Origin of the sequence: Corynebacterium sp. KPL1824 (genome assembly GCF_000478095.1) — a bacterium.
In the GTDB taxonomy this organism is placed as follows: Bacteria; Actinomycetota; Actinomycetes; order Mycobacteriales; family Mycobacteriaceae; genus Corynebacterium; species Corynebacterium accolens.
In genome coordinates this window covers 617,184-633,507 of sequence record NZ_KI515750.1, presented here as the reverse complement: position 1 = coordinate 633,507, position 16,324 = coordinate 617,184, and the positions used below count along the sequence as shown (strand labels likewise).

Annotated in this window: 16 protein-coding genes; 9 read left to right on the top strand and 7 right to left on the bottom strand. The window is 59.9% G+C overall.

The genetic code is table 11. From position 1 onward, the window contains the following. The first annotated feature begins 1 nt into the window (after position 1). Positions 2-1,294, top strand: coding sequence for a deoxyguanosinetriphosphate triphosphohydrolase (locus HMPREF1267_RS09270; protein ID WP_023029082.1), 1,293 nt, complete (start codon positions 2-4; stop codon positions 1,292-1,294). 208 nt (positions 1,295-1,502) lie between these two features. Here the strand turns inward: HMPREF1267_RS09270 and HMPREF1267_RS09265 are convergent, their stop codons facing one another. Both HMPREF1267_RS09265 and HMPREF1267_RS09260 read right to left on the bottom strand, forming a co-directional pair. Next, complete coding sequence (locus tag HMPREF1267_RS09265) at positions 1,503-1,736, bottom strand: hypothetical protein (protein WP_023029081.1); 234 nt, start codon at positions 1,734-1,736, stop codon at positions 1,503-1,505. Positions 1,737-1,738: 2 nt separating this feature from the next. Next, a complete protein-coding gene (locus HMPREF1267_RS09260) occupies positions 1,739-2,161 on the bottom strand; it encodes a ribonuclease domain-containing protein (protein ID WP_023029080.1) in 423 nt (140 codons plus the stop codon). A 225-nt stretch (positions 2,162-2,386) separates the two neighbouring features. Here HMPREF1267_RS09260 and dnaG point away from each other — a divergent pair, with 225 nt between their 5' ends. Further along, positions 2,387-4,306: a DNA primase gene (dnaG, locus tag HMPREF1267_RS09255; RefSeq protein WP_023017146.1), complete on the top strand. Its 1,920-nt coding sequence runs from the start codon at positions 2,387-2,389 to the stop codon at positions 4,304-4,306. 68 nt (positions 4,307-4,374) lie between these two features. Here dnaG and HMPREF1267_RS09250 read toward each other — a convergent pair whose 3' ends face one another. Further along, complete coding sequence (locus HMPREF1267_RS09250; protein ID WP_023017147.1) at positions 4,375-4,656, bottom strand: hypothetical protein; 282 nt, start codon at positions 4,654-4,656, stop codon at positions 4,375-4,377. 154 nt (positions 4,657-4,810) lie between these two features. Here HMPREF1267_RS09250 and HMPREF1267_RS13185 point away from each other — a divergent pair, with 154 nt between their 5' ends. Next, positions 4,811-4,975: a hypothetical protein gene (locus HMPREF1267_RS13185; protein WP_005278122.1), complete on the top strand. Its 165-nt coding sequence runs from the start codon at positions 4,811-4,813 to the stop codon at positions 4,973-4,975. A 12-nt stretch (positions 4,976-4,987) separates the two neighbouring features. Here the strand turns inward: HMPREF1267_RS13185 and HMPREF1267_RS09245 are convergent, their stop codons facing one another. Then, positions 4,988-6,205 carry an acetyl-CoA C-acetyltransferase gene (locus HMPREF1267_RS09245; protein WP_023029079.1) on the bottom strand — a complete coding sequence of 406 codons (1,218 nt, stop codon included), beginning with the start codon at positions 6,203-6,205 and terminating at the stop codon, positions 4,988-4,990. Between the two features lie 9 nt (positions 6,206-6,214). After that, a complete protein-coding gene (locus HMPREF1267_RS09240; RefSeq protein WP_023029078.1) occupies positions 6,215-6,988 on the bottom strand; it encodes an IclR family transcriptional regulator C-terminal domain-containing protein in 774 nt (257 codons plus the stop codon). A gap of 116 nt (positions 6,989-7,104) precedes the next feature. Between HMPREF1267_RS09240 and HMPREF1267_RS09235 the strand changes: the two genes are divergently transcribed. Then, positions 7,105-7,848: a CoA transferase subunit A gene (locus tag HMPREF1267_RS09235; protein WP_005278125.1), complete on the top strand. Its 744-nt coding sequence runs from the start codon at positions 7,105-7,107 to the stop codon at positions 7,846-7,848. Then, complete coding sequence (locus HMPREF1267_RS09230; protein ID WP_005278126.1) at positions 7,848-8,489, top strand: 3-oxoacid CoA-transferase subunit B; 642 nt, start codon at positions 7,848-7,850, stop codon at positions 8,487-8,489. The genes HMPREF1267_RS09235 and HMPREF1267_RS09230 overlap by 1 nt, the downstream gene beginning before the upstream one ends. Before the next feature lie 74 nt (positions 8,490-8,563). Here HMPREF1267_RS09230 and HMPREF1267_RS09225 read toward each other — a convergent pair whose 3' ends face one another. Further along, a complete protein-coding gene (locus tag HMPREF1267_RS09225; protein WP_005284138.1) occupies positions 8,564-9,910 on the bottom strand; it encodes an MFS transporter in 1,347 nt (448 codons plus the stop codon). A 425-nt stretch (positions 9,911-10,335) separates the two neighbouring features. On the opposite strand from HMPREF1267_RS09225, the gene HMPREF1267_RS09220 reads away from it, so the two are divergent. The 4 genes from HMPREF1267_RS09220 (at position 10,336) to HMPREF1267_RS09205 (ending at position 14,896) form a co-directional block, all read left to right on the top strand. Further along, on the top strand, positions 10,336-11,892 hold the full coding sequence (locus HMPREF1267_RS09220) for a pyruvate carboxylase (protein ID WP_005278129.1): 1,557 nt from the start codon (positions 10,336-10,338) through the stop codon (positions 11,890-11,892). A 2-nt stretch (positions 11,893-11,894) separates the two neighbouring features. Continuing rightward, positions 11,895-12,434, top strand: a complete 540-nt coding sequence (accB, locus tag HMPREF1267_RS09215) for an acetyl-CoA carboxylase biotin carboxyl carrier protein (RefSeq protein ID WP_023029077.1) — start codon at positions 11,895-11,897, stop codon at positions 12,432-12,434. Positions 12,435-12,451: 17 nt separating this feature from the next. Next, on the top strand, positions 12,452-13,828 hold the full coding sequence (accC, locus tag HMPREF1267_RS09210) for an acetyl-CoA carboxylase biotin carboxylase subunit (RefSeq protein WP_023029076.1): 1,377 nt from the start codon (positions 12,452-12,454) through the stop codon (positions 13,826-13,828). A 144-nt stretch (positions 13,829-13,972) separates the two neighbouring features. Beyond that, positions 13,973-14,896, top strand: coding sequence for a DMT family transporter (locus tag HMPREF1267_RS09205; RefSeq protein ID WP_023029075.1), 924 nt, complete (start codon positions 13,973-13,975; stop codon positions 14,894-14,896). Between the two features lie 76 nt (positions 14,897-14,972). Here the strand turns inward: HMPREF1267_RS09205 and HMPREF1267_RS09200 are convergent, their stop codons facing one another. Further along, complete coding sequence (locus HMPREF1267_RS09200; protein WP_023017155.1) at positions 14,973-16,025, bottom strand: PDR/VanB family oxidoreductase; 1,053 nt, start codon at positions 16,023-16,025, stop codon at positions 14,973-14,975. Between the last annotated feature and the right edge of the window lie 299 nt (positions 16,026-16,324).

The window sequence follows — 16,324 nt, the reverse complement described above, 5'->3', positions numbered from 1 at the left end:
CGTGCCTTACTCTTATGCTGCAGCTGATTTTGCCCGGCTGGCCGAAGAACGGCCCAAGGGATCCACGATTAGCGATATCGAAGAACACCGCGGGGTATTCTCTCGCGACCGTGCCCGCGTCTTGCACTCGGCTGCGCTGCGGCGATTGGCGGATAAAACCCAGGTCGTAGGCCCACGTGATGGCGATACCCCGCGCACCCGGCTTACCCACTCGCTCGAAGTTGGCCAGATTGCCCGCGGCATCGGCGCCGGCCTCGGCCTCGATCCGGATCTCTGTGACATGGCCGGGCTTACCCACGATATCGGCCACCCACCCTATGGCCACAACGGCGAAAATGCGCTCAATGAGGTCGCGCAAGGCGGTTTCGAGGGAAATGCGCAAACCCTGCGCATCTTGACCCGCTTAGAGCCCAAAGTCTTAGCCGAGGACGCCGATGGCACCGCCCACAGCTTTGGTCTCAACCTCACCCGTGCCGCGCTCGATGGCGCGTGCAAATACCCTTGGACCAAGACCAATCCGGATGGCACCATCAACCGCAAATACGGTGCTTATGATGAGGACGCTGACCTTTTAGCGTGGCTGCGCAAAGGCCATAGCGATAACCGAAAGTGCATCGAAGCCCAGGTCATGGACTGGTCCGATGATATTGCCTATTCCGTGCACGACGTGGAAGACGGCATCATCTCCCAGCGCATTTCCTTGAACGTGTTGTGGGATTTGGTGGAACTAGCCCACCTTGCAGAAAAGGGCGCCGAGGCCTTTGGCGGAACTGCCGATGAACTCTTGGAAGCCGCCGATAGCCTGCGCAACCTCGATGTCATCAATGCCCTTGGCAATTTCGACTACACCCTGCGCGATTATGCCAAGCTGAAAAAGATGACCTCTGAGCTGGTGGGACGCTATGTGGGTGCCACTATTGGCGCAACCTCGGAGGCGAATGCTGAGCTCATCAGCGCCAATACCCTCGGCCGCATGCACGGTGACCTGCGCGTTCCGCCCTTGGCGCAGGCAGAGGTTAAGCTCTTAAAAACGATTGCCGTGCTTTACGTGATGGATGAACCAGCGCACCTAGCCCGCCAAGACCGCCAGCGCGAGCGCATCTACCGCGTCTACGACTACCTCGTCGCAGGTGCGCCCGGTTCGCTCGATGCCACCTTCCGCCTGTGGTGGGAGCAAGCCGATACCGACGCCGCCCGCGACCGTGCCATCATTGATCAGATCGCCTCCATGACCGAATCCCGCCTCGAGCGGCTTGCGCGCCGGAGCGCTGACCTTTCGGGGTTCTTGGACTAATAGCTATACGGGTCGTGGGGCTCCTTCGGAGGGGCCTGGGCGCGGCCTTTCGCTAAAAGTGCAACCTCCGCTGCTATTTTTGAAGCGAAAAAGTGATATTTGAGGGCGCTCATTGCTCAGTTATTGCAGAGGACCTATAGCATCCTTGGATTGCCCGCATCTGCGGAGTGCCAGCATCCTCAGAGCGCCAGAATCCGCGGACTAGCTATTAGCGCGCGAGCCTAACGCCTTCATCTTGAACAACGGCCGCGATGGCCGCGAAGTCATCCAATTCCATTTCCATGTTGGCGGCCACGATGGTGGATACTTCATTCTCGCGCAGGAAGCTGGCTAGATCCTCGAGGCTGCGCGGGCCACAATCCACGCAACCATGGGTGCGTCCTAAAGCATTGAAGAAATCCGTTCGTGTACGGATGGGTTCCGTAATTAAAATGCGGTGCACTATTAATCCTCTGCGTCTGGGATAGAACAGAATGTTTGGTAGTGGTCATCGGTGTAGTACCACACATCGGGATCGGTTTCGGTGCCGCCGCCGGTGACGATGCGCCTCGAACCGCGATGGTTACTGCCGGGGGTTTCTACCGTGTACTCGCGGTAGTAGTCCTGCGCCTGCTGGGGGAGGACGCCTTCATAATTGCCAAAATGGGAATTGTCATTGTCGGGGTAGTCATAGGGACCGCCGGCGAGAATATCGTCCGCGGTTTCTTCGGCTTCGCTAGGAAGGGAAGAAATAGCGCAGGTCTCATCCGTCGATGTTGCATCCTCATCACCGCCGAGGTCGAAGCCGAAATAACTAGCGCCTGCGACGATGGCGAGTCCACCAAGGGCCACTGGAAGCGATTTCTTAGACGCTTTGGACTTGGACATGCCCCCTATTGTTGCAGGAACTATCTCGAAAACATAAACGTCCACCGCGTCAAGAGCAATATCCAAAATTGCCCCGTCCCGGGGGTGGGAATACCCGGGGAGAGGCCGCCCCACATGTGGGTAAAACACGGTGATTCTGTGTACTTGCTAACCGGCGCGGTCCAATGCGACCATCCTGGCTTTGGCAGTTAAGCATCCGATATATGGGCGGGGTAGTCTGTAGCCATGGCAAAGGGCAGAATTCCGGACAGTGATATCCAAGCTATCCGTGAACGCGCGCCTTTAGAAGAAATCGTGGGCGAATATGTGCAGCTCAAACCTGCTGGGCACGATTCTTTGAAGGGCTTGAGCCCTTTCAAGGATGAAAAGACGCCGTCCTTCCACGTCCGCCCGCAGCGCGGTTATTATCACTGCTTTTCCACCGGTAAGGGCGGCGATGTATTCAGCTTCCTGATGGAGATGGAACAGGTCTCTTTCCCGGAAGCCGTGGAAGCCGTGGCGCAGAAGATTGGTTACCACATCAACTATCAGGGCGGCTCGACCGGTGCTCGCAATGAGAAGCCGGGTACTAGGCAGCGGCTCATCGCGGCGAATAAGGCGGTGCACGAGTTCTACCGGAAGCAGCTGGAAACCCCAGAGGCGGCAACGGCGCGCAATTTTTTGTTGGATCGCGGGTTTAGCCGCGAGGTTATTTATGATTTCGAGTGCGGCTATGCCCCCGAAGGCTGGGATACCGCCACAAAGCACCTATTGCGCATGGGGTTTTCCTTTGAAGAGCTAGAGGCAGCCGGCATTTCCAAGATGGGAAAACGCGGTCCCATTGACCGTTTTCACCGCCGGTTGCTGTGGCCGATTAAGGATCTTTCCGGCAACGTCATTGGCTTTGGTGCGCGCAAGCTCTTTGATGATGACAAGCTGGGCAAGTACATGAATACGCCCGAGACCATGCTGTATCACAAGTCCAAGGTGCTCTTTGGTCTGGATTTGGCCAAGCGCAATATCGCAGAAGGCCACCAGGCCGTGGTGGTGGAAGGCTATACGGATGTGATGGCCATGTACGCGGCAGGCATTAAGACTGCCGTGGCTTCGTGCGGTACGGCCTTTGGCGGGGAGCACCTGCAGGTGCTGCGCCGACTCATGCTGGATGATTCCTATTTCCACGGCGAGCTCATCTACACCTTCGATGGTGATGAAGCGGGGCAGAAGGCCGCGATGCGAGCCTTTGACGGCGAGCAGAAATTTACCGGTCAATCCTTCGTGTCCGTGGCCCCGGATGGCATGGACCCGTGCGATCTGCGCCTTGAAAAAGGCGATGCCGCGGTGCGCGACCTGGTGGCAGACCGCATCCCCATGTTTGAGTTCGTCATTCAATCAGTCATTGCTGATTTCCGGATCGATACTGCTGAGGGCCGCTTGCAGGCCTTGCGGCGGGCAGTGCCCATCGTCGCGCAGATCCGGGACCAGCCCCTACAGCGCGAATACGCCCGCCGGCTTGCCGGCTGGGTGGGCTGGAATGATCCGGAAGAGGTGCTGCGCCAAGTGCGCGCGGAGGCGAAGAAGCCGAAGAAAGCAGACAAGCCGACGATACGCCGCTTTGATAATGCACAGCCGCAGCCGGCGCAGCAAGACGTGCCCATGATCCATCCGCCGAGCCCGAAGGAGACCCATCTCTGGCCGCAGCGGGAGGCGCTGAAATTGGCCTTACAGATGCCGGAGGTCGTTGGCTCGTATTTTGATGGCATTACTGCCGATGCCTATACCAACGACGCCTACCGCATCGTCCGCCAAGCGATTTCCGCCGTGGGCGGGGCAGAAAAAGGTGCCACCATGTCCGGGGTGGACTGGATTGCCGCAGTTGCCGGGGAAATGCAGGATCTGACGGGAAGGAATTTCGTCTCCGAGCTGGCAGTCGAGGCCATTCTGCCCACGGACGTGGGCGCAGAAAAATATGCGGACTCCGTACTCTCGCGGCTGCAGGAAACCGTCGTGGGCGATCAGATTGCACAGCTGAAGGCCCAATTGGGCCGGATGCGGCCTACCGATGATGAGGCCGGCTATAACTCCCTGTTCGCGGACCTCATTGCCTTGGAACAGGCTCGCCGCGAGCTCAATGACCGCGCCTTTCGCGGTACCCCGGGCATATAAAATCCCCGGGCAGGCACTCGGACGCTAGTTCAGGTGCTGCGCGGGGAGGGGGTTAGCGCGGACGGGCTTTAATCCTCATCCGGCTCATAGATGCGATCTGCTTGCGGAGTTTGGTCGCCCCGAATTTTTCCTTTTCCACGGCGCTTTTCAGAAAGGTCGTGGATTTCGCGCATGCGTGGCTCTGGATCCAGGCGGTTGGCTACCATCTTGCGCGCGGAGCGCACCGCGGACTTGGTGGCGGGGGAGTTGACGGTCTTTTGGTAGGCGCTTTTCATCTGGTGGTAGCGCTTGCGGCCCGCCTTGGTGCCAAATACGTACCCTGCGGCGGCGCCAAAGACGAATTGGATCATTATTGACTAAGTCCCCTTAAAATCATGCGAGCAAAGTTCCACTCCAGCTTACAGCGAAGTGCGGTGTCGTTGTCGGGTTATCCACCGCACCCCTCATCTACCCCTTATTCTCTTTTTCTTTTCCCCTAACCTTCATTCGCGCTACGTTAAGGAAATGAAGTATTCCATGCGGGCAGGTAGGGACTCGGCGATGGCATCAGCTGCGGCTTCTGCCGTGGCCCTAGCCGCGCTGGTTACTGCCAGCATCGCGGCGGGCGAGCCCAACGCGGATGGCGCCTTGGTGCAGCGCCCGGTGGGGGATTACGGCAGCAGCGAATAGCGCTTGTGGAGGCTAGACCGCCTCAACGATGGCGGCAAGGCCCTGGCCGCCGCCGATGCACATGGTAACTAGCGCGCGCTTGCCGCCGGTGCGGCGCAGGTGGTGTGCGGCGGTAACCACGATGCGGGCACCGGTCGCGCCCACCGGGTGGCCTAGCGAGATGCCGGAACCGTTGGGGTTGAAGCGGGGATCCTCGGGCGAGATGCCCCACTGATCTAGTACCGCGAGGGCTTGGGCGGCAAATGCCTCATTGAGCTCGATGAGGTCGAGGTCATCGAAGGTGAGATCGAGGCGGTCCATGACCTTTCGGGTGGCCTCAACCGGTGCGATGCCCATGCGCTCTGGTTCTACGCCGGCAAGCGCCCAGCCCTTCAATACCACCATCGGCTCGAGACCGAGCTCGTCGGCCTTTTCGCGGGTGGTAACGAGTACGGCGGCGGCGCCGTCGTTTTGGCCGGAGGCGTTACCCGCGGTCACCGTGGCCTCGTCATCCTGCTTGCCCATTACCGGGCGGAGCTTGGACAGTTTTTCCACGCTGGAATCGGCGCGCACGTGCTCATCCTTGTCCACGATGATGGGAACCCCCTTGCGCTGGGGGACGGAGACGGGGACGATTTCGGCATCGAAAAGCGCCTGCTCCTGCGCGCGGGCGGCATTGTGGTGGGAGCGCACCGCAAGCTCGTCTTGGTCCTCGCGCGACAGGGAACGCTCGCGGCGGAGGTTCTCGGCGGTTTCGATCATGCCGCTGGGGATGGGGTGGTTTTTACCACCGGCGGTTTCGCGGGCCTCCTGGAGGCGATCGCGAAAGACCATGTTTCCGCCCTTCGCGCCCCAGCGAATATCGCCGTCCACGGTGTACTCGGTGCGCGACATGGATTCGGCGCCGCCGGCGATGACCACCTCGGCCGCGCCGGTGGCGACGTGGGCGGCGGCGGTGACGATGGCTTGCAGGCCGGAGCCGCAGCGGCGATCGAGCTGCATGCCGGTCACGGAGACGGGCAGGCCGGCATCGAGTGCGGCGACGCGGCCGAGGGCAGGCGCAGCCCCGTTGGGGGAGGCTTGGCCGAGGATGATGTCATCGATGACGTTTGGATCGATGCCGGATTCTTCCACGATGGTGGATACCACCAGGCTGGCCAGATCCTGGACGGGGACGGATTTTAGCGCGCCGCCGTAGCGGCCGACTGGGGTGCGCTTGGGGTAGCACAGGACGACGTCTTGAGTATGCATGGATTCTCCTTAGGAAATTTCGGTGGTGGTGAGATCGTGGGAAATGGCCGCGCACGTAGTGAGAAGCTCTGGGAGGAGCTGCGCGGTGAGATCTTGGGTGGAATACACGGAGGTCTGGGTGGAAATATTGATGGCCGCCACAGCGCGCCCGGTGCGATCCCGAATGGGAACGGCGATGGAGCGCAGGCCGATTTCTAGCTCTTGGTCCACGATGACCCAGCCGCGCCGCCGGACCTCGCCGAGGCGGGCTCGCAGCGCGTCCTGGGATACCAAGGTGTGCGGGGTGACCTGCTCGAGCGGAGCGGTGGTGGCGAAATACTCATCCAGCTCTGCCGGCGTTAAATCAGCGAGCAGCACCTGGCCCATGGACGTGGCGTGCGCCGGGAAGCGCGTACCGATGGTGATATTGGTGGACATGATGCGGTGCGCTGCGGCGCGGGCGATATAGACCACGGTGTCGCGGTCGAGCACGCTCACGGAGCAGGACTCATCGAGTTTGGTGGATAACTCCCTCAAATGGGGCTGGGAAATATCCGGCAGACCCAAGCTCGATAGATAGGAGTAGCCCAGTTCCAAAACGCGCGGGGTGAGCCAAAAATCCGAGCCATCGGTGCGGGCGTAACCTTCCGCGACAAGCGTGTGTAAAAAGCGGCGTGCGGTGGCCCGCGCTAGGCCTGTGACCTCGGCAACCTGGGCCAGTGTTTGCCGCGGGCGTTCGCCATTAAACGAGTGAATGACGTTGAGTCCGCGGGCTAGTGATTGCACTACGGGGGTATCTGCCACGATGTGTCCTCCAAGCTATTTTTAGGGTTAAGTGGCCCAGGTCTCTTCAGTGTACCCGATCGTGTTCGCATTCTGAACCCTTGTGCTGTCTGTGAACCGCACGTAGTCTAAGGCCCATGTTGAATAAAGTCATAGCCTCAGTAGAGGAGGCCGTCGCGGATATCCCGGACGGTTCCTCCATCGCGGTGGGCGGATTCGGCCTTGTGGGTATCCCAGCGCAACTCATTGCCGCGCTGCGCTCCCAGGGCGCGAGCGAGCTCACCATCATTTCCAATAATCTCGGTACGGACGATTTCGGCCTGGGCCTGCTGCTCAAGGATCACCGCATCGCCCGCTCGATTGGTTCCTACCTGGGAACCAATAAGGAATACGCGCGCCAGTACCTCGAGGGCGAGCTTACCGTCGAATTTACCCCGCAGGGCACCCTGGCAGAGCGCATGCGCGCCGGTGGAGCGGGCATTCCAGCCTTCTACACCAAGGCTGGCGTGGGCACGCCGCTTGCCGATGGCGATATCCCCACCCGCTACAACCCCGACGGCACCATCGCGGAGACCTCCGCACCGAAGGAAACCCGCGAGTTCAACGGCGAGCTCTACGTCATGGAAGAAGCCCTTACCCCGGACTTCGCTTTCGTCCATGCCGCCCGCGCGGATCGCTTTGGCAACCTTGCCTTTAATAAAACCGCCCAGAACTTCAACCCCGATGCAGCCAAATCCGCCGATATCACCATCGTGCAAGCAGAACAGTTGGTAGAAGCCGTTCCGCCAGCAGAGGTGGATGTGCCCGGAATCTACGTGGACCGCGTAGTGGAAGTGGGCAAACAAGAAACCGGAATCGAATTCAGGACGGTGAGCAAGTAATGACCTGGTCACGCGAAGAAATGGCGGCACGCGCCGCACAAGAACTGGACAATGGTGACTACGTCAACCTGGGCATCGGCATGCCAACGCTCATCCCGGGCTACCTGCCAGAGGGCCGCGAGGTGGTCCTGCACTCTGAGAACGGAATCCTGGGCGTCGGTGCCTACCCTGAAGAGGACAAGGTGGATCCGGAGCTCATCAACGCCGGTAAAGAAACCATTACTGAAGCCCCAGGTGCATCCTTCTTCTCCTCGTCCGAGTCTTTTGCCATGATCCGCTCCCGCGCCATCGACGTCGCGGTGCTCGGTGCCATGGAGGTATCCCAATTCGGCGACCTAGCCAACTGGATGATCCCCGGCAAGATGGTCAAGGGCATGGGCGGTGCGATGGACCTGGTGCACGGTGCCAAGCGCATCGTGGTGATGATGCAGCACGTGTCCAAGCATGGCGATTCCAAGATTCTGGCGGAGTGCCAGCTGCCGCTGACCGGCGCGCGGTGTGTGGATCTGATTATTACTGATCGCGCCGTATTTACCGTGGACGAGCTGGAGGGCCTGACGCTTATCGAGGTCGCCGAGGGTGAAACCGAGGAGTCCATCCGCGAGGTCACGGACGCACCCTTTAAGGTAGCGCTCGACTAATTAGTTATGGACGTGAAAAATCGCCGCTTCCCGGGAAAGCCTGGGAAGCGGCGATTTAGTGTTTGGCGGGTGGATTAGACATCGCGCAGGTCCACGCCCTTGGTTTCAGGCAGGATGTACATGCTGACAAGCGTGAGGATGCACAGTGCGACGACGTAGAAGCCAGAAGCCCAAGTAAGGCCGTGGGCCACGAACCACTGGTAGATATACGGTGCGGTACCGCCGAAGACGGCGACAGACAGCGAGTAGGCCAGGCCGATGCTGCGGGTGCGCTGGGCGGTGGGGAAGACCTCGGACATGATGGAGGACAACAGGGCGCCGCCGGCGGCGACGATGACCACGCCGACGGTGGAGGCCACCAGCAGGGTCCAGGGGCGATCATCGATGAAGTTCATCAGTGGGATCTGCAGGATGGCTAGGCCGATGGCGCAGATGTAGATCACTGGCTTGCGGCCGATTTTATCGGACAGGCTGCCCCATAGCGGTAGGGCAATGAGACCGGCGGTCTGTGCGGCCACGGTGACCCAATAAGCACCCTGGGTGGACATGCCTTCGTGGCTAATGGCGTAGGTGGAAACATAGGAGGTCCATGTGTAGTGCGCGGCCGTAACGCCGGAGACCATACCCACGACGAGCAAGATATTCTGCCATGCCGGGCGAACAACCGAGGCAGGCTTTTGCGAATTCACGGACTTCTTGGTGCGCTTCGGGGCCTCAACGGTGGGCTCGGCGCTGTCGATCTCCTGGAAGTGATCGGATTCCTTCATGTGGCGGCGCAGATACAACGCGATCAGCGCTGCGACGGCACCCAAGAGGAACGGAATGCGCCAGCCCCACGCGCCAATCTGCTCGTCCGTTAAGACCAGCGAAATGCCGCCGCCCAAGACGTAGGCGATGACCGAGCCGCCGAAGATGGAGACATAGACCATGGAACCCCAGCGGCCGCGGTGGGCATTCGGGGCGATCTCAGGGATGTAGCTATTGGCGGCTGCGGATTCACCACCGTGTGCAAAGCCCTGCAGCACGCGGATGAAGAGCAGGCCGACAGAGGCCCAGATACCAATGGATTCGTAGGTGGGCAGCAAGCCGATGAGGACCGAGGCGCTAGCCATCATGATGATGGTGGTCATCAAGACGGTTTTGCGGCCGCGCTGGTCGGCGATGCGGCCAAAGATGATGCCGCCCAGCGGGCGGACCAAGAAGCCGACGGCGAAGACACCGAAGGTGGCAAGCAGTGCGGAGGCGGTATCGCCCTTGTCGAACATCGCCGCGGCGATGAATGGGGCGAAGACCGCATAGGAGCTCCACTCGTACCATTCCAGGACCTGGCCGGTCAGGCTGGCTGCGAGGGATTTGCGGTCCGTTTTAGTCGCGCCCGATGACTTAGTGGGCGTGGGGCTCGGCGGGGCGGTAGAAGTCATTGTTCCTCCTAGGTATGGGTCCGAAATATTGAGGAAGATATTACGCACATCACACTTCGCTTAGGCCGCGATGTAAGCCACGAAAAGCGCAGCGCTGCCGGAGCCGATTTGGTTACTGGCTAGAAACTGCATGTCGTCCACCACTTTTCGGGGGAAAGGTCCATAAAAATTCGCTGTTCGCTAGGTGAACTATAGTGCGCACTGTGACCCCGTATAGGGGTATTTGTATAAATTCTTTGCCGTAACGAGCTTGGAATTCGCAGGAAAAGGTCATTTTGGGCCGGAATTCCGGCGCTGAAAATTTAGGTGTGGTGTAGCGTGTGAGCCACGACACGGAAGGTTTTCGAAGAGTCTTGAACCACCAAAGTGACCCGTCACTGTGAACCAACCGAGTCTTTCCGGAGCCACACCCTAAGGAGGGATTTATGACTGCTCTTAGTCCCGAGGAACTAAGCACAGAAGGCCTCGCCGAAATCATGGCCGCGGGCGGACGCCCGGCCGATAGCGAGCGCAAGATCAACATCATCGATACCACCCTGCGTGATGCGCACCAGAGTATCTGGGCCACCCGCATGACCACGAGCCACATCCTGTCGCTGTTGGATGACATCACCAACGCTGGCTTCGAGCACGTGGACTTGGTCGCGCCCATCCAGTTCGACGTATCCGTGCGCTACCTCAAGGAAGACCCGTGGGAGCGCGTTCGCCTCGTCCACGAGAACGCCGCGCCGGGCACCAAGTTCCGCGCCCTGATTCGCTCCAAGAACCTGGCTTCCTTCGACTTTCTGCCGGATGATGCCATCTTGAACTGGACCGAGCGACTCTACGCCAATGGCTTCCGTGTGATCGGCTCCTTCGATGGCTTGAATGACATCGACAACATCGACCAGGGCCTCAAGCTGGCCAAGGAACTCGGAGCTGAAACCTTCGGCGCATTGTCCTACTGCTTGAGCCCGGTGCACACCGATGACTTGTACAAGCGGAAGGCCACGGAGCTGCTCGAGCGCACCGATGTGGACCGCATCATGCTAAAGGACGCCGGCGGCCTGCTTACTCCGGACCGTTTGAAGACCCTCATCCCGGCGATCCGCAGCTCCATCGGTGACGTACCGCTCGAGGTGCACACCCACTCGCTGACCGGACTGTCCCCGCTGACCTACCTCTACGCAGCGGAATTGGGAGTGGATTCTATCCACACCTCCATCGCCCCGCTGGCCAATGGCCCGGGACAGCCAGCCACCCAGGCCGTGGTGCGCGACCTTCGCGCACTGGGCTACACGGTGGACGTTGACGATGAGCGCATCGATTCCGCCAGCGAGCGCATTCAGGAAATCGCCGATACGGAAGATAAGCCGGTAGGCGTTCCGCGCGCATTCGATGGCCTGCACTACATGCACCAGCTGCCAGGCGGCATGCTTACCAACTTCGAATCCCAGCTGGAAACCGCTGGGTTGGGTGACCGCTTCGAAGAGCTGCTGTACGAGGTCGCACGCGTGCGCGAAGAGCTCGCATACCCCATCATGATTACGCCGTTCGCCCAGTTCGTGGGCACCCAGGCCGTCATGAACGTGATGACCGGTGACCGTTACTCCGTGGTCCCGAACGAGATTAAGAAGTACGCCTTGGGCTACTACGGCGAGCCACTCGCCCCGCTGGACCCAGACGTGCTGGAGAAGATCATGGCCAACGGTTCCTCCGAAATCACGGAGGAAATCCCAGAGCTCAAGCCGGTCCTGCCGGACCTGAAGAAGGCTCACCCGGACGAGGATATCGACACCTTGTTGCTGCGCGTGATGTTCGCCGGCAGCCAGGTCGATGAAATGAAGCGCTTCGTGGCTGAAGGCCGCGGCGGCGAGGGCGAAGGCGTCAAGGGCGGCGTCCTTACCTCCCTGGTACAGCAAATCTACGACTCTTCCGATACCACCGACTTCCACCTCAAGACTTCCGATTTGGAAATCAACCTCACCAAAGGAGAAAAGTAACCATGACTGATTCCACCAACTTGCACGACCTGAAGTCCCTGCTGAAGTGGGCCAACCTTTCTGATGACATTCAAGAGCTGCAGATTAAGTACGGTGACGTCGAGCTCGCGATGTCCCGCACCCCAGGTGGCCTGAACCGCCCGGCACCGGCTCCGGAAGCCGCTCCGGCCGCAGCACCAGCACAGGAGGCAGCCCCGGAGGCCGCACCCGCCCCGGCAGCTGAGCCAGAGTCCAAACCTGCTCCTGCCCAGGAGGAAGCTCCAAAGGAAGAGCCACAGACCTCCGGCGAGCCGTCTGCAGAGGGCGAGACCGTTAAGGCTCCCATGGTCGGTACCTTCTACGCTGCTCCGAAGCCGGGCGCAGATCCCTTCGTCAAGGTTGGTGACGAGGTTGAGGTTGGCCAGGTGCTGTGCATCGTTGAGGTTATGAAGCTGATGAACAACATCGAGTCCAAGGTTGCCGGCACCGTGAAGGAAATCCTCGTTGATAATGAGGACGCCGTGGAGCACGGCCAGCCCATCATGGTCATCCAGCCGAAGTAATCGATCTGGAGGAAAATATGTCAGATCTATTAGGTAGCGTGCTCATTGCTAACCGCGGTGAGATTGCGCTTCGCATCATTCGCGCCTGCAAGGAATTGGGTATCAAGTCCATCCTTACTTATTCCGAAGGCGATAAGGACTCCTTGCCAGTAAAGCTCGCCGATCAAGCAGTATGCATCGGCCCGGCGAATGTTTCCAAGAGCTACAACAGCCCCGAGCTGGTCATCTCCGCAGCCATGGCGTACAAGGCGGATGCCATTCACCCGGGCTACGGCTTCTTGTCCGAAAAGCCGGACTTTGTCCGCATGGTGGAAGAAGAAGAGATCGGCTTTGTTGGCCCTTCGGCCGAGCACATCGGCTTGATGGGTGACAAGATCGCGGCTAAGCGCATTGCCAAGTCCGCCGGTGTTCCCACCGTGCCGGGCTCCGACGGCGTGGTCACCGAGTTCGATGAGGCCCTCGAGGTTGCCCATAACACCGGCTTCCCGCTGCTGATTAAGGCTGCCGCCGGCGGTGGTGGTCGCGGTATGCGCGTCGTGGAATCCGAGGACACGCTGGAAAAGGATCTCAACGAGATCATGAACGAGGCAGAGTCCGCGTTCAATGACCCGTCGGTCTACATCGAGCGCTTTTTGACGGATATCCGCCACATTGAGATCCAGGTGCTGGCCGATGGCGAAAATGCCGTTGCCCTGGGAGAGCGCGACTGCACCTCGCAGCGCCGCAACCAGAAGCTCATTGAGGAAGGCCCTTCGCCGGTGCTGACTGATGAGCTGCGCCAGGAAATGCAGGAAGCCGCGATTAACCTGTGTAAAGAGGTGAAGTACAAGAACGCCGGAACCATCGAGTTCGTCTTCGATAACACCGAAGATAAGTTCTACTTCATCGAGATGAACACCCGCATCCAGGTGGAGCACCCGGTTACGGAGATGATCACCGGTGTGGACCTCATCAAGGAGCAGCTGCGCATTGCCTCCGGGCAGAAGCTATCTATTACCCAGGATGATGTGGAGATTCGTGGCCACGCCATCGAGTGCCGCATCAACGCCGAGGATCCGAACCAGAACTTCGCGCCGCGGCCGGGCAAGATCGAGCACTACCGCGTGCCAGGTGGCTTCGGGGTGCGCATGGATACCCACATCGAAACGGGCTACACCATCCCGCCGTTCTATGACTCCATGGTGGGCAAGCTCATCGTGTGGGCAGAAGACCGTGACGAGGCCATTACCCGCATGCTGCGCGCCATCGACGAGCTGCAGGTAGACGGCGTTGTCACCACGGCACCATTCCAAGCCATGCTGCTTGATAGCGAAAAGTTCCGCAGCGGCGAGTTCAATACTGGTTATGTTGCCAAGCTGCTGGAAGGTACCGATTCCATCCCTACGGATGACTAAACTCGGCTCCTTCTAGCGAGAGAGTGCAGGTTCCGCTTTTGTCGGCCTGCACTCTTTTGCATTTTAACGCTCTACAATTACATCTCTATGTCACGCCTGGTTCCAGGCTTTGTTTAGTCCCATACGTGTGGGGAAGGAAAAACAATGTTGGTTATTGCCGCCATGCTGGTCGGCGCCATCGTGCCGGCGCAAACGGCCATTAATACTCGTCTGCGCGAGTCCGTGGGCTCACCCATCGCCGCCGGGTTCTTCTCCTTCATTATCGGCTTTGCTGTCTCCGCCATCCTCGCGCTGATAGTCACCGGTGACGCGATACCGGACCTGGCGCTGGCGGCCGCGCAACCGTGGTGGGTGTGGCTCGGCGGCTTTATGGGCGTGGCCTTCATCGTGGGAAATATCCTGCTCTTCCCGCGCATCGGCAGCGTAGAAACCGTCATCCTGCCCATCCTGGGACAGGTGACGATGGGCCTTATTTATGATCTGACCGGCCTTTTTGAATCCCCCTTGGTTCCCGTCGGCCCGCTGCGCATCCTCGGCGCCCTCATCGTGGTGGGCGGCATCGCCTTGGTGCTAGAAATCGGCCGGGGCGCTGCCACCACGCGCGCGCAAGCCACCGGGCTTTCGCTGTGGCTGTGGCGGGTTTTCGGCGTGCTCATTGGCATGGGCTCCGCCACCCAAACCGCCGTCAACGGCTACCTGGGAGGCGCGTTGCACAGCCCCATGCCCGCCAGCGTCATTTCCCTGGGCGTCGGCGTGATCCTGTTGGCCCTGCTCACCGTAGGCTGGAAGGCACCCCGCCGCGCCCTTCTAAGCGGTATCGCCCCAGGTCCCTGGTGGATGTGGCTCGGCGGTGTGCTCGGCGCGCTCTTTGTGGTGGGCGGCGCGACGCTTTCGCCCATGATCGGCACTGGCACGACGGTCATCGGCTCGCTGGTGGGCTCAATCATTTGTGACCAGGTCATTGAATCGCTGGGCTGGGGCAATGCCAAGCGCGGCCTGCCGCCGGTCCACCGCATCATCGGCTTGGTCTTGGTCATCATCGGCGTGATTATGGTGCGCGCCCTTTAGAGCTGTGCCGCGCTTGCCGATGCCCCCTTCTTTCCCCCTTCGCTCCCACTCCCGGCCAGGGTGGGGGAGCGAAGGGTTATTGCCGCCAGCGCTCTAAGGTGAGCTTGGGGCTTAGTGCGCGGGAGACGCATGGCGCGAAGGCGCCCTCGGCATACATTTGCGCGTCATAGACGGAATCGCGGTGATCTGGTTCGCCCTCGACCACGCGCATCAGGCAGGTGCTGCACGTGCCTTCCAGGCAGCGCGATTTTACGGGCAGATCGAGATCCTCGAGGACCTCTAGGACCGTCTTATTTTCTGGGATTTCTACCGTCTCGCCGCAAAATTCCACCTCGAACGGACCGTCGCCGGCCCCGGCGTTTTTCTCACCGGATAGCGCTTGGAGATCGGGGTGGAAGTTCTCCCAGTGAAAGGCATGCTCGGGCAGGTAGTCGAGCGCGATTTCTTTGGCGGAATCCATAAATCCTTGCGGGCCGCAGACATAAAAGGCCGTCTCCTTTGGCGCCTGGCCCAGCAGGTGCCGGTAGATATCCGCCTGTTTGTCGCGCGGGCGGCCGAAGACCTCAATGAGCTTATCGCCGCAGGTCTCGCGCAATTGCTCGAGCAGTACCGCGTGGTGCCTATCGCGCGCGAAAAAGAGCACGAGATACGGCTTGTTCTCGCGCTCGAGGGATTGGGCCATAGAGAGCATGGGGGTAATGCCCACTCCGGCCCCAACTAGGACGTAGTAGCCGGCGTCTGCCACGAGCTCGAAGTTATTGAATGCCTGCGAAATCTTAAAGCTATCCCCGCGGCGCAGTTTGAGCATCGCAATCGAGCCACCCGTGGAGTTTTTCTCCCGCTTTACCGCGACTCCATACGTTGGCCGTTCCTGTTGGCCAGCAGCAGGGGAAGAGGCACCGGCCATCTCAAAAACCGAGTACTGGCGGGTAAGCATCTCACCGTTAGCTCCCGGGAGGGTGATATCGACGTGGCAGCCGGGGGAGTAATCCGTGAGCTGCGCATCACCGTCCAGTGAAAACTCGATGACCGCAAGGTCTTCCGCTACAGCGGTGATATTGTGCACCGTGGCGGTGGTGGAGGGGGCATCGGCAAGCTGGGGCGCGGGTTGAGAAGGAGAACTTGGCATAGGGGTGAATAGACCTCACTTTCGTGACTGTAGTTCAGTGCCAATCCACTGTATGTAATGCACGTCATGGTACAGCCTGTAGCGAGATCCAGGTTACAAACGCGTTCGCATAGCGGACGGATGTGCGCCTAGTACACCTATATGGGGTGAGTAGGCAGAAGGCTTGCAAAATCTGCCAAGATGGCCATTTTTGGTATTTGTGCAGGAGGGGATAGGTGCTGTGAAGGCGGGCGTAGTAGCGGCGTTGGCGGCCAGAACTTTCCCAGAAAATTGGATTCAAAATTCATTGCAGTTGCGAG